At 65.7% G+C, this 13,318-nt stretch carries 12 protein-coding genes and 1 pseudogene; 3 read left to right on the forward strand and 10 right to left on the reverse strand.

The genetic code is table 11. The features are described from left to right. Positions 1-9: 9 nt before the first annotated feature. The 4 genes from mdoH to NDN16_RS10260 form a co-directional block, all read right to left on the reverse strand. Complete coding sequence (gene mdoH, locus NDN16_RS10245) at positions 10-1,824, reverse strand: glucans biosynthesis glucosyltransferase MdoH (RefSeq protein ID WP_251113527.1); 1,815 nt, start codon at positions 1,822-1,824, stop codon at positions 10-12. Between the two features lie 54 nt (positions 1,825-1,878). Continuing rightward, on the reverse strand, positions 1,879-2,193 hold the full coding sequence (locus NDN16_RS10250) for a hypothetical protein (RefSeq protein WP_251113528.1): 315 nt from the start codon (positions 2,191-2,193) through the stop codon (positions 1,879-1,881). Further along, on the reverse strand, positions 2,190-3,803 hold the full coding sequence (locus NDN16_RS10255; RefSeq protein ID WP_251113529.1) for a glucan biosynthesis protein: 1,614 nt from the start codon (positions 3,801-3,803) through the stop codon (positions 2,190-2,192). The genes NDN16_RS10250 and NDN16_RS10255 overlap by 4 nt, the downstream gene beginning before the upstream one ends. 187 nt (positions 3,804-3,990) lie before the next feature. Then, positions 3,991-4,494 (reverse strand): MarR family winged helix-turn-helix transcriptional regulator, encoded by a 504-nt coding sequence (locus tag NDN16_RS10260; protein ID WP_251113530.1) that lies wholly within the window; start codon positions 4,492-4,494, stop codon positions 3,991-3,993. Positions 4,495-4,676: 182 nt separating this feature from the next. Between NDN16_RS10260 and NDN16_RS10265 the strand changes: the two genes are divergently transcribed. Further along, entirely contained in the window at positions 4,677-5,414 is a 738-nt protein-coding gene (locus tag NDN16_RS10265; RefSeq protein ID WP_251113531.1) for a Crp/Fnr family transcriptional regulator, read from the forward strand. A gap of 27 nt (positions 5,415-5,441) precedes the next feature. Further along, on the forward strand, positions 5,442-5,849 hold the full coding sequence (locus NDN16_RS10270; RefSeq protein ID WP_251113532.1) for a diacylglycerol kinase: 408 nt from the start codon (positions 5,442-5,444) through the stop codon (positions 5,847-5,849). On the opposite strand, the gene NDN16_RS10275 is transcribed toward NDN16_RS10270, so the two are convergent. The 5 genes from NDN16_RS10275 to NDN16_RS10295 are packed head-to-tail and all read right to left on the reverse strand — an operon-like array spanning position 5,824 to position 10,626. Beyond that, complete coding sequence (locus NDN16_RS10275) at positions 5,824-6,402, reverse strand: anthranilate synthase component II (protein ID WP_251113533.1); 579 nt, start codon at positions 6,400-6,402, stop codon at positions 5,824-5,826. The genes NDN16_RS10270 and NDN16_RS10275 overlap by 26 nt on opposite strands. Then, positions 6,399-7,745: an aminodeoxychorismate synthase component I gene (gene pabB, locus NDN16_RS10280; protein ID WP_353050210.1), complete on the reverse strand. Its 1,347-nt coding sequence runs from the start codon at positions 7,743-7,745 to the stop codon at positions 6,399-6,401. Before pabB ends, NDN16_RS10275 begins: the two co-directional genes overlap by 4 nt. A 24-nt stretch (positions 7,746-7,769) precedes the next feature. Further along, on the reverse strand, positions 7,770-8,414 hold the full coding sequence (locus NDN16_RS10285; RefSeq protein ID WP_251113535.1) for a LutC/YkgG family protein: 645 nt from the start codon (positions 8,412-8,414) through the stop codon (positions 7,770-7,772). Beyond that, positions 8,411-9,835 carry a LutB/LldF family L-lactate oxidation iron-sulfur protein gene (locus tag NDN16_RS10290; protein WP_251113536.1) on the reverse strand — a complete coding sequence of 475 codons (1,425 nt, stop codon included), beginning with the start codon at positions 9,833-9,835 and terminating at the stop codon, positions 8,411-8,413. Before NDN16_RS10290 ends, NDN16_RS10285 begins: the two co-directional genes overlap by 4 nt. Beyond that, the gene (locus NDN16_RS10295; protein ID WP_251113697.1) at positions 9,832-10,626 is read right to left on the reverse strand and encodes a (Fe-S)-binding protein; all 795 of its coding nucleotides are present in this window, start codon (positions 10,624-10,626) and stop codon (positions 9,832-9,834) included. The genes NDN16_RS10290 and NDN16_RS10295 overlap by 4 nt, the downstream gene beginning before the upstream one ends. A gap of 342 nt (positions 10,627-10,968) precedes the next feature. Between NDN16_RS10295 and NDN16_RS10300 the strand changes: the two are divergent. Further along, positions 10,969-11,988: pseudogene (locus tag NDN16_RS10300) on the forward strand (acyltransferase family protein); the annotation flags it as partial. 22 nt (positions 11,989-12,010) lie between these two features. Here the strand turns inward: NDN16_RS10300 and NDN16_RS10305 are convergent. Continuing rightward, the gene (locus NDN16_RS10305) at positions 12,011-13,309 is read right to left on the reverse strand and encodes an O-antigen ligase family protein (RefSeq protein ID WP_251113537.1); all 1,299 of its coding nucleotides are present in this window, start codon (positions 13,307-13,309) and stop codon (positions 12,011-12,013) included. Positions 13,310-13,318 lie beyond the last annotated feature (9 nt).

Consider the following 13,318-nt stretch of genomic DNA (forward strand, 5'->3'; position numbering starts at 1 on the left):
GTTCGACCTTCAGCCTCTGGCGGGCGTCTCGATAGGGTCCGACGTGCCCGTCCTCTGATCCCTTCGCGGTTGAGATAGTGTTTTTCGTGCGCCGGCAAGGCGTTGGTGCCACGCTTCGGAAGCGCGGATCACAGGTTCGGGAGCGATCTCGAACGGTGTCGCGAAGATGGAAAGCGCCTTTGCCTTGTCACCCAGCACCGGATCTGCGGTGAACGAGATGAACAGGGGCGCAACCACCAGCGGCAGCGCGATCGGCAGCACCCACAGGAACAGCGTCAGGGAATAGACATAGCTCGTCACCATGAGGACGGCGCCCACGATGACCATCCACCAGCTTGCCGCAAAGGCGGCCGCCAGCGGGACGCCCTCGTCCTCGCGGTCGGTCGACGGCCAGCCGCTGTCACGAGCCATCAAGATTTCGGCAACGGCCTTGGACTGGAACAGCATCATGATCGGCGCGAGAGCACTGGTGAGAATGAGCTCGCAGGTGGCCCCGGCCAGAACCGCGATCGTGCCGCCGAAGCGTGCCGCCCGGTGCGACAGCGCGGCACGGAAGGCGATGAGCGTCTTGGGCAGCAGCAGCAGCGTGAAGATGCCGATCAGGAGCAGCAGCGCCTTTGTCGTTTCCGGACGCGGGAAGACGGGGAACAGGCTGTCTCCGGGGAAGTAGTTCGGCGCAGGCGCCAGAATCGGATCCAGCATGGACACGATGAGAAACAGGAGCCAGATCGGCGAGGCCGCATAGGCCATGATGCCGGACACCATCGCGACGCGGCTCCAGAAGCGCAGGCGCGGCGCGGGGATCAGCCGCCCGTGCTGCAGATTGCCCTGGCACCAGCGCCTGTCGCGCTTGGCATATTCGATCAGGTTCGAAGGCGCCTCTTCGAAGGAGCCTTCGAGGTCGGGATCGACGCGCACCTTCCAGCCGTCGCGGGCCAGGAGCGCCGCCTCGACGAAGTCGTGGCTGAGGATATGGCCGCCGAAGGGCGGGCGGCCCGACAGGTGCGGCAATCCGCAGCTTTCTGCGAAGGCGCGGGTGCGGATGATCGCGTTGTGACCCCAGAAAGGGCCTTCGCGGCCTTGCAGGGCCGCGATCCCGCGCGAAAAGAAGGGGGAGTAGAGAGCGGCCGAGAATTGCAGCGCACGGCCGAAAAGGCTGCGCCGATTGATGATGAGCGGCTGCGTCTGCAGGAGGGCCAACTCATCGTCGTCGTCCATCCGCGCGACCATTTCGACCAGCGTCTCGGGCCGCATCAGGCTGTCTGCATCGAGCACGATCATGTAGGTGTAGGCGCCGCCCTGCTGGGTGACGAACTCGCCGATATTGCCCGCCTTGCGGTTGGTGTTCTTTTCGCGGTGGCGATAGTAGAGATGCGTCCCGGTCTCCAGTGCGCCGGCGATCTCGAAGACCGCCCGACGCTCGGCCGCGACGGATTCCGCCTTGGTGGAGTCCGACAGGACGAAAAAGTCGAACGCCTCGAGCCGTCGAATGCGGCGCAGCCCCTCGATCATGGCGGCGACGCGCGCCATCACGGCATCCGCGTCTTCGTTGTAGACGGGCACCAGAACGGCCGTCCGGTTGACGGAGGCCGGCGCCAGCACGCCGCCCCGCCGGTTCGGCTTGCCGCGCGAGAAGAAGATGCCGGCAACGGCGGTGTTGAAGCCCCAGGCCAGCCACATGCAGCAGACGATCAGCAGGCAGACCTGGGCGAAATGCAGCCAGGTCGCGCCATTGGCGGTGATGATGGTGGCGAACAGGAATCCTGCCACGACAGCCAGCGCCAGCGCCACGAGCGCGAAGATGAACCTTCCGAAGATGACCAAGCCAATCCCGTCCAATCAAGCGGCAATGCGTCGGCAGCGCTGCCTTATGCCCGTTCAGTGACGCTGAGTCACGCCATATTGAGACCGCAGTATCGGGCGCTCCGGCATGTCGAGGCTGCCTCGTGGGGGCGGCAGGACGAGCTTGCGCAGGAAGGCAAGGGCCTTGCGCTTTCCGATGCGCGCCGCCAGAAGCACGACGTCCGGCTCGGGCCCGCTGCGGCCCTCGAAGGCGAGACGCTCGGCGATGGCGCGGCGAACCTCGTCTTCCGACAGGTCGGGCCGCCCGACGAGAACGCCGGCCGGCACCTTCGGCAATGGCGCCTCGTGCCTGCCGGGCGGCGTCGGTGTCGCAGTGGCGTCGGCGGTCATTGGCCGATCCATTGGTACAGCCAGGTTTCGCTGACCACGCGGCCGCCGACCGCCAGCTTGGCCCTCAGTTCCACGGGGGCGCTGTCGAGCTTCTCCAGCTCGATCGAAAGGCGCCAGCCGCCGCCGGGCAGCCGGTTGACCCCGATATGCTCGATGCGGGCGTTCTGCGGAACGTCGACGATGGGTTCGACCACCGAACCGCCCGGCAGGTTGGCTGCGGTGCCGCCATCGAAATTGATCTCGAAGCGGCGGGTGTTGACGTCGCCCGTGTGGGCGGCGTTGCCGCCGAGCCCGGCAAAGGTGCCGAGGACGACGGCCACGTCGCTGCGCATCTCCTCGATCAGGCCCCAGCGCATGCGATAGCGGAATTCGTACTGGCTGCCTGCCTCGGGCCGTTCTTCCGGCACCCAGAAGGCGACGATATTGTCGTTGGCCTCCGACTCGGTCGGGATCTCCACCAGTTGGACGACGCCCTTGCCCCAGTCACCCTGCGGCTCGATGATGAGGGAGGGGCGGACCTCGTAGCGGGCCTCCACGTCCTGGTAGTGATCGAACTCGCGGTCGCGCTGCAGAAGGCCGAAGCGGCGCGGCGAACTTTCGCCGAAATAGCTGAGCGCGAGCTCCGTCGGATTTTTCAAGGGACGCCAAAGGCGCTCGCCATTGACCCGCTCGATGAACAGGCCGTCGCTGTCGTGGACTTCGGGGCGGAAGTCCTCGCGCTCGGGATGGTCGTTTTCTCCGAAGAAGTACATCGACGTCAGCGGCGCCACGCCCAGTCGCTCGACGGGCTGGCGGAAATAAAGCCGTTTGTTGACGTCGATCACCGTTTCGGCGCCCGGCCGGATCAGGAAGGAATAGGCCCCGGTCACGCTGGGGCTGTCCATCTCGGCATAGATCTGGATCGTCCTTTCGCCTTCCCTGGGCTGGACGATGTAGAAAGCCGTGAAGCGCGGAAATTCCTCGGCGACGCTGGTGGCGGTATTCAGCGCGAGGCCGCGGGCCGACAGGCCGTACCGGTTGCCCATCCCGAGAGCGCGGAAATAGCTTGCGCCCAGAAACGATACCAGCTCGTCGAACCGGTCGGGACGGTCGAGCGGATAGTTCAGCCGGAAGCCGGCGACGCCCGGCAATTGCAGGTTCTGGAAGACGTTCGGATCGAGCGGGGCGAGAAACTCGAAATCGGCGCCCGAAAACGGATAGGGCGCGAAACGCGATCCGTCACCGATATGGACGCGCGTCGTGACCTTGTAGAGGAAGCCCGGGAAATAGGCCTGCAGGTGGAAGTTGAACGGGTCGTTCGCCCAGACCGTGCGCTCGCGCCGGAACAGGATGCGCCTGTAGGCGTCGTAGTCGAGATCCTGGATCGGCTGCGGCAGATCGTTGGGAGGCTCGACATAAGGCTGCGCCGCACGGTTCCGCATGGCTTCCGACAGGGCGTCGAAGCTGAAATCGTTGAGGTCCACCATGGTCGGATCGGCCGGTGGCTGAGCAGTTGCGGCGGATGGCTCCGCCGGCGGCTCGGTCGGCTGGGTCGGGGCAGGCTCTGCGTCCTGGGCATAGGCGCGGCCCGCCAGGATGGCCGTCATGATGCCGCCGAGGCCATAGGCCATGGCGGTGCGTCTCGTGGTCTTGAATGAGGAACTCAATGTATCGGCTGACTTTTTCCTGGAGCCTGAGCGTGGTGTGAGCATACGCAAAAAACCCGACAAATCCAGCACCCGGTGGAGTGCACGCGCGGACCATACATAGAAGCGATGAACGGCTTCTGAACCGATTCAGCGATATTTTCGGAAAGGATCAGCGATGACGACGCAGGCGCGCCGCAAGCAGGAGGTCTATGCGCGCCATCGCCTCCTTGACGGCGCGGGCCTCGTCCGCAGACATGCCGCCCGCCAGCTCGCTTTCCAGCCGGGCCCAGACCTGCGCCACGCGTGGCTTCAGAGCGGCGCCCTCTTCCGTCAGAAGAACCATGGTGCGGCGCGCGTCTTCCGCGCTGACGAGGCGGCGGACCGCTCCCTTCTCGACCAACCGGTCCAGCATCTTGGAAACGGTCGACGGCCTCACCGCGATCCGATCGGCAAGCGTGGAGACGCTCATGGGCTCGCCGTCCCGAAGGCAGGCTATCAGCTGGTCTTGCCCGAGATGCAGCCCGATATCGGCAAGAAGAAGCGCCAGGAAGGCGCGGGTAGACTTGGAAATCGACAGGAGCGCCCGAACGAGCGGAAGGGGATCTTCGATTTCCTCCCCGCGGGCATCGCGCGCGCCACCTCTGCCAGATATCGGAAACGAGAACTCATCCATAAGCGATCTATAGCGCCATAACCGACAGTTGCATTAAACCGCTTAAAACCTTCGAAAAATGGCTCCAAACAAATAAAGCATTGCCGTCCAGCTAATTACGGGACAGTTTTTGAGCAACCTGAGGTGGAAACCCGCTTATATGGCCGCAGTCTGAGCGAACCGTCGGGAAGGGCGATCGGGGAATGTCGAGTTGTCTGGTGGCGAAGCTGTCGCACTATCTGTCGCTGGCCGATGAGGAACGGGCATTTCTGGCGCGCATGGAAGGCACCCATCTGAGCTTGCCACGCCGCAGCACGGTGATCGGCGGGCAAAGCCGCATCGGCAACGTGTTCGTCGTTCGGGAGGGATGGCTCTATTCGCACACGACCGATGTCGAGGGGCAGCAGATCATAACCGAGCTCTTCCACCCCGGTGACGTGGTGGGCATCAGCCAGCTCGGCTGCGAACTGTCGACGCTCGTCTATACCGCCGCAACCGACCTCGAATTGTGCCCCTTCCCCAAGGAGGGGCTGCGTGATGCCTTCGCCTATCATCCAAGGCTGGCCGCGCTGTTCTTCACCTTCGTGACGCTGGAGCGCGTATCCATGCTGGACAGGCTTCGCGCCTCCAGCAGCATGAACCCGCGCGACAGGGTCGCGCTCTTCCTTCTGCAGACGCGGGCGCGCCAGCGCATAACCGGGAGGCTGAAGAACGAATGGTTCCTGATGCCGCTGTCCCAGCAGTTGATCGGCAATGTCGTCGGCCTGTCCATCGTCTCCGTCAACCGCGCGCTGCGCGTGCTGGAAGACCAGGGACATCTTGCCCGGGACGGACGGATGATGTCGCTGAGAAATCATGAACGTCTTGCCGGCGAGGTGGACTTCACCGACCGCGACTATGCGATAGACTGCAGCTGGTTTCCGGAGCGGGCCGTGGCCTGAGCCGGTACGCGAAGGGGAGGGAAAGGCATGGCTGACGTCCGCGCGATCTGCGCGATCGGTCGTAGCGGGCAACTGGGGCTGAACGGCATCCTGCCTTGGGAAGGCGCCCGCGAGCGGCCCTTCGTCGAGGACGTCGAACGCTTCTTCGAGATCACGCGCGGCCATGTTCTGGTCGCGGGTCCGCGCACGGTGGCCTCGTTTCCCGATTTCGCGAGGGTCGACAGGACCATCGTGGAAATCCGCTCGAGCGACGATCCGGGCCATGTACTGTCCCGCTTCGCGGAGCGGGTCGTCTATATCGGCGGCGGCCCTTCGGTCTGGGACGTCTATGCCCCGCTGATCCGGCATTGGGACATCAACCGCGTGCCCTATGACGGTCCCGCCGACCGATGGTTCGACCCGGCATGGCTTATCGCCTGCGGGCGAGGGCGATGAAATTGGCGATGAGTCCCAGCCCATCCGGCGTCAGCACCGACTCCGGATGGAACTGTATGCCGTAGGTCGGGTGGGTACGGTGCGACAGAGCCATGACCTCGCCCTCCGGCGAGCGCGCGTCCACCATCAGCGCGGACGCCATTTCCGGCGTTTCCTCGACGATGAGGGAGTGGTAGCGCCCCGCGCGTGCCGGATTGGGCAACCCGGCGAACAACCGCTCGCCGGCGTGAAGAATGTCCGAGGCCTGCCCGTGCAGCGGCATCCGCGCATGCGTCACCCGGCCACCGAATGCCGCTCCGATGACCTGATGGCCGAGGCAGACGCCGAGGATCGGGATGCGCCCCGACAGCCGCCGAACGACATCGGTGGAGATACCGGCTTCCGCCGGCGTGCAGGGCCCCGGCGAAATCACCACCGCGCGCGGCGCCATGTCGACAATGGCCTCGACGCTGGCGGCGTCGTTGCGCAGGACGCGCATGCCGACGCCGAGCCGCTCGAAGTACCGGGCGACGTTGAAGACGAAGCTGTCGTAATTGTCGATCATCACGATCATGAACCGGCCTCGAAGGTTTCGAGAAGGCGGGACGCCTTGGCGAGGCTCTCGTCATATTCCGCCTGCGGGTCCGAAAGAATGGTGATGCCGCCGCCTGCCGACAGGCGCGCCCGGCCCCCGGCAAGGCTTACGGTGCGGATGGCGATGTTGAGATCCATCGATCCGTCGAACCCCAGATAGCCGATGCAGCCGCAATAGACCCCGCGGCGGCGTCGCTCCAGTTCCGTGATGATATCCATGGCGCGGATCTTCGGCGCGCCCGTGATGGATCCGCCTGGAAAGCAGGCGGCCACGATGTCGAGCGCATCGAGGCCCGGGCGCAGGCGCGCTGTGACGACCGAGACGAGATGGTGGACCGAGGCATAGGATTCGAGCCCGCACAGGACCGGGACTTCGACCGTGTCGGGGACTGCCACGCGAGACAGGTCGTTGCGCAGCAGATCGACGATCATAACGTTCTCCGCCCGGTCCTTGACCGAAGAGAGAAGCGCTTCGGCCTGCCGCACGTCTTGCGTCGGGTCGGGCGAACGGCGCGCCGTTCCCTTGATCGGCCGCGTCTCGATCCTGTCGCCGGATAGCGCCATGAACCGCTCGGGCGACGACGATACGATCGTCTCGCCGGGCAGTTCCAGATAGGCGGCGAAGGGTGCGGGGTTGCGACGCCGTAGAGCGGAATGGAAGGCGAGGGCATCGAAGCCGTCCGGCAGGGTGGCGGAAAAGCTCTGTGCGATATTCGCCTGATAGATGTCGCCGTCGCGGATATAGTCCCGTACGCGAGCGATGGCCCGCTCGTAGTCGGCGCGCGTGAAGTCCGAGCGGAAACCCTTTACCGGGGGATTGCGCGCCAGCGGCTCCGGCTCTGCCGACAAGGCGGCCTCGATGCGATCGAACTGGCGCTCCGCCTCTTCGCGTCGCAAGGCGGCGGGCGTATGGCGGTCAAACGCCTGCGAGAAACCGGCGCTCGCCATGACCGCATGGCCCGACATGTGGTCGAAGGTCAGCACCGTGCCGTACAGGCCGAACGAGGCGAGACGCACGCGATCGTCCCAGTCGGACGGCTTGGAGAGCCTTTCGAGGCGATGCGCAAGATCGTACGAGAAGGCGCCGATGGCAGCGCCGGCCATCGCACCTGCGTCATCGGCCTCGATCCGGTACCGCGACAGGAGCGCGCCGAGGCCTGCAAGGTCGCCGTCCCGGGAATCGATCTCGTAGCGCAGGAACGGCGCGGCGGCGACGCACGAGCGCGTGCCGAGCGGCGGCCCGGCGGTGGCGCTGTCCAGAAAGGCGAGGCCGCCCAGCGGGCGAAGCCGCCGCGCAGCATCGAACGGGTCCGTCCCGAGCAAGCGGCGTGTCCACATGGCGGTGGTTCAGCCCTCGTCCACGACGAAGATATGCAGCGTCGCCGGGCCGTGCACGCCGATCACGAGGCTGCCTTCGATATCCGTCGTGCCGCTGGGTCCCGTCACGATCACCACATTGCGGCTGCGCGCCAGGTCGGCGCGGTCGAGGAAGCTGTCGAGATAAGGCAGGATGTCGCGCCGTCTGACGGCAACCAGGTGGTGCAGCGGCAGGAAGGCATCCAGGATCGGCATATGCGGACCCGAGCGGATGACGAGGCTGGCCGTCTCGGCGATGGCGGCCTCTGCCAGCGAAAGGGCGGTCCGGTCGTCCACGGCGTCGCGCAGGCCGACACCGACGGCGTTGAAGTCCAGCACCTGGAATTCTTCGGTCGGCTGTATTTTCAGGGCCGGCTCGAGGCCCATGGCGGAAAGGCGCCGGGCGACGGCAGCGGGCAGGGCGGACATGGCGTCGATCCGCTCCACCGACGCGCCGGGCGGCAGGCGCGCGACGGCGTCCATGAACCGCGTTCCGACGTCGCCATCCGGGGTGGGCGGGCGCACGGCCTGCGGGTCGGCAAGGAGTGCGAGGGCTTCGGCGGCGATCTCTTCCGGTGGTCGTTTCGGGCCGCTTGCCCGTTCTATGCGCTCGAAGATGTCCTGCCGTGCGCTCATGGCTTTTTCCTCTGACGCGCGGCCCTGCTTGCCAGAAAGGACGGTCCGTCAGGGGCGGGCATGTCGCGGAACTGCGTCCAGCCGCCAGCCAGCGGAAGACGCCGGATGCGGCCGTTGCCGCGTCCGAGGATGCGCAGGGCCAGCGATCCGAGGCGTGCGACCGTCCGATACAGGCGTGGATGGGTCGCCAGGAATACCCATGCCTTGACGCCGCCGCGCATGGCCGGCGGCTCCAGCCCCTCGCGCCAGCTGCGGTCGCGCCAGCCCTTGATCAGCGTCGGAAGCGGGATGTCGACGGGGCAGACCTCGCGGCATCGTCCATTGAGCGTGCAGGCTCCGACCAGCTCGCGCGATTTCTCGAGTCCGTCGAAGACGGGCGTCAGGACCGCACCCATGGGCCCGGGATAGGTGCCGCCATAGGCATGGCCGCCGATCTGGTTGAAGACCGGGCAGTGGTTCATGCACGCACCGCATCGGATGCAGCGGAGCATGTCCTTCAACTCCGGATCGGCCAGCATGCGGGTTCGACCGTTGTCCACGAGGACGATGTGGAAGGCCTCCGGCCCATCGAGGTCGCCCGGTCGCTTCGGTCCGGTATGGAAGGTCGTGTACTGCGTCAGCGCCGCGCCGGTGGCCGAGCGCACGAGCAGGCGCAGCATGGTGGCCGCATGGGCGGCGGAGGGGATCAGCTTCTCGATGCCGGCCGTCACGATATGCACGCGCGGCGGCGTCGTCGTCATTTCCGCGTTGCCCTCGTTGGTGACCGTGCAGACCGAGCCGCTGTCGGCGACGAGGAAATTGGCGCCCGATATGCCGATATCGGCGTCGAGGAATTTGACCCGCAGGAAGCGCCGCGCGGAGGCGGCCATCGCCTCCGGCGTCTCCTCCCCGTGCGGGTCGTGGTGGGCCGCCTTGAACAATTCAGAGATCTGCTCGCGCGTCTTGTGAAGCGCCGGCCAGATGATGTGGCTGGGCCGCTCGCCGGCCAGTTGCACGATATGTTCGGCAAGGTCGGTCTCGACACGTTCTATGCCGGCTTCCGCCAAGGCATGCGGCAGCCCGATTTCTTCGCCGAGCATGGATTTGGAGCGCGTGACGCTGCGTGCGCCGGCGTCCCTGCACAGACGCACGACGAGGTCGGCCGCCTCGTCCGCGGTGGACGCGTAATGGACATGTGCGCCGCTGGCGATCGCATTTCGCTCGAACTCGGCCAGGTAGTGGCCGAGATTGGCGACGACATGGTCCCTGATGGCCTTGCCGCGCTGGCGCGCCACCTGGAAATCGGGCCATTGGCCCACTATGGCCGCGCGCTTGGTGCGCGCCGTGCCCGTGGTGCGGTCGATCGCCGTCTTCAGCCAGGCATCGGCCAGCGCCTCGCCGGCCCGCGCCTTGAACGGCGGAAGGGTCGCCAGATCGCTCATCGCCCGTCTCCCTTTTCGCCGATGGCCGGCCCGCCGGACGCGCCGGCCAGAACCTCCACCGTATGGAAGACCCGCACCGAAGAGCCGCGCCGCTGCAGCTTGCCGGCCATGTTCAAGAGGCAGCCGAGATCGCCGCCGAGCAGCATCGCGGCGCCCGTACCCTCGATCGCATCCGCCTTCTCGCCGACGATGGCGTTCGAGATGGCGGGATATTTCACGCAGAAGGTTCCGCCGAATCCGCAGCAGACGTCCGCCCCGGGCAGGGCGCGCATCTCCAGCCCCTCGACCGCGGCCAGAAGCCGCCGGGGCTGGTCGTGGATGCCGAGTTCCCGGAGGCCGGAACAGGTATCGTGATAGGTGGCGCTCGTTGCCAGCGGCGGCGTCTTCGGAACGAAGGCCATGACGTCGCTGAGAAATGTCAGGATCTCGTAGGTGCGCGCGGCCAGCGCTTCCGCCCGCGCCGCCCATTGCGGCTCGGCCGCCAGCGCCTTCGGCCATTCGTGCTTCATCGTCGCGCCGCAGGAGCCGGAGGGCACGACCACATAGTCGTATTCTTCCAGAAGGGCGATCTGGTGCTTGGCCATCCGCACGCCGCCGGCCTGGTCGCCCGAATTGAAGGCCGGCTGGCCGCAGCAGGTCTGCGCCAGGGGCACCTCCACCCGTGCCCCGGCCGATTCCAGCAGGGCGATCGTGCACTCCGCGATGCTCGGGCGCATCACGTTGACGAGGCATGTGACGAACAGCGCAACGCGGGGTGTATCGCCGGCAGGGCGGTTCTGGCCTTCGGGCATATCGAGCAAGGGCTTCCCATTCCATTCGAACGCCGCCGATGGACCGGATTGGCGCACTGCCTCAAGGGTTAGAACATGCGCGTGCGAATTGGAACCGTTCCGTATTCGGGAGTGTGGCCCGGCGCGTGGTCGACGCTTGCGACATCAATTAGTGATTGTGCATTGCGATGCCACATTTCATCGGGCATACTCAGGCCACCTTACGAAAAACGGTCGATGAGCCGACCGTTTCGCGCGGCCTGCCTCGATGCATGGGCCGCCCCAACTGACGAACCAGTCTTCCCTCCGCGTATCGCCTGTCGAGCGCCGGGGACGCACGTTCCGAACAGGAGGGACCGTGGGATGGCTTTCCCGGCACCGTACGTATCCGGCGCATTGCGCCTGGACCCGCAGGATTCCGACCGCATCCGCATAGCGCGCACTGTCTGCATCTTCATGATGATGTATGTGCACGTGCAGGCCGGCGTCGCGGATGACGTGAACGCCCGGCCAGCGGAAGGCGTGTTCGACATCGTCTACTTTCTGCTGACGCGCGTGATGGGCCTCAGCTCCGTCGCGCTTCTCAGCATCGTTTCCGGCTATCTCATCGTATCGACCATCGCCAAGATGGGCGCACTGCCGCTGTACCGCTCCAAGGCTCAGACGCTTCTGGTGCCGCTTGTCGCGTGGAATGCGGTCATGCTGGCCTGTATCGTGGGATATGGCCTTCTGTCCGGCAAATGGGACAAGCTTCCGGCGCTGGATGCGATGGGGCTTGCCAACGACTTCCTCGCCATCACGGAATGGCCGATGGTCGTGCCGCTGTGGTTCCTGCGCGACCTGTTCGTGTGCTGCCTGTTCACGCCGATCCTGCTGGCGGGCCTGCGGCGGGCGCCGCTGGCGACGGCGGGCGCCCTGCTGGTCTTCGCGTTCTTCGGCGAGCCGCTCCACGTTCTGCAAAGGCCGCCGCTGATGCTGTTCTTTGCTGCAGGACTGTGGCTGAGGGACAGGGGCCTGTCGCGCGGGGACCTCGACAGGATCGCCGCTCCGCTTTCTCTGGCGCTCCTGCCGATCGTCGCCGTGTTCCTGGTCGTCCGCCTGAACGAAGGCTCGATCGTCGCGTGGAGCGAAGATGCATCGACCGCGTTCGACATCGCGCTACGCTTCGCCATGGCTGCCGCGATATGGCGCCTGACAAGCCTTCTGGCAACGCTGCGCTTCGGCAAGCTGTGCCGCGAACTGGAGCCCTATGTCTTCTTCGCCTTCTGCAGCCACGCGATCCTGTTCGACTTCGGGCAGATCGTGCTGCGAAGGGCTTTCGGCAATTACGGATCGGACCTGTTTCCGATCATGTTCTTCGGGCTGCCTTTCGCCGCGCTGGCGACCTCGGTCGTGGCGCTGCAGGTCATCCGGCGGGCGCAGCCGCTTCTGTATCTCCTGAATGCGGGCCGCTCCGTGCCGTCCTGGCCGCCGCAACTGGAGCGGCCGCCGCAGCGCGCCGCCGTTTCACCAGAAGCCCGGCGGCATAGAACATGAGGAAAGCCCCGATCGTATAGGGCGTGATCATGTCGATCTCCACGAAGGAGCGAATCGCGAACATGGTGACGAGGCCGAACATCAGGTGAGCGGTCGGGTTGCTTGCATCCCGCGTCAGCGCCGCAAGATGCCCGAACAGCGTCCGATACAGGAAGAACGTCATCACCGCGAGGCCGATGAAGCCGAGCTCCACATACAGCTCGATATAGGTGTTGTGGAAGTGGAAGCCGGTTCGGGTGGCGATGTAGAACTCGTACCAGAGGCGTTCCGCTTCCGGGAAGCCCTGGACCCAGTACGCGTAGTAGCCCGTGCCTGCCAGGGGATTCTGGTTGCCGGCGGCAATGCCTTGCGCCCAGAGATAGGTTCGGCCAGTCAGGGTGGAATCCTTGCCGAAGATGCCCAGCACGGCGTCGGCGAACCCGGCGCCGGCCAAAATCGGTACGAGCGCCGCAACGGCCACGACTGCGACGATCAGGATGACGCGGCGGTGGCCTGGACGAAAGGCGAGCAGCACGCGGAATCCATAGGTCGCCAATATCGTGGCGGCCGTCGCCAGGATGGATGTGGCGGACTGCGAGGCGACCATCCCATAGGCCGAGAACAGCACGACCGCGAGGCAGCCGACGCGCCACAAGCCCCGTTCCTTCAGGATGAACACGGCTGCGAGGCCGAAATAGACGCCAAGCGAGGCATAGAGGCCCAGCTGGTTCTTGGACGAGAAGGAACCCACGAAGCTGTAGGTTCCGTCGAGGGCATCGTAGCTGTAGTGGCCGAACAGGAACGAGTAGACCAAGACCAGGGTGACGCCGATGACGATGCCGCGCGTCAGGTTCCGCACGGACAGCGTATTGACCGCGATCAGGGCGCAGAGAGCGTGCGTGGCGAACTGGACGCTGGCCCGCGCCGTTGTCGGGACGGCGTCGGACCAGAAGGTCGAAAGCAGCGCGACGGCCACGAAGGCCACGATCCACGGTACCAGCACGACGGTGCCCAGCACCTTGCGGTAATCCACGAAGACCAGCGGCAGCCAAAGGGCATAATAGGCCAGGATCGAGATCTGGCCGAAAAGGGTCGAGTAGGCGAAAACGAAGACCGATAGCGTCATCGCGGCGACGCCATAGAGGCCGTTGCGTTCCGGATCGATCAGCCATGCCCTGGCGATGCGCATGGCGTTGCC

Origin of the sequence: Aureimonas altamirensis (assembly GCF_023702225.1) — a bacterium.
Lineage (GTDB): Bacteria > Pseudomonadota > Alphaproteobacteria > Rhizobiales > Rhizobiaceae > Aureimonas > Aureimonas altamirensis_B.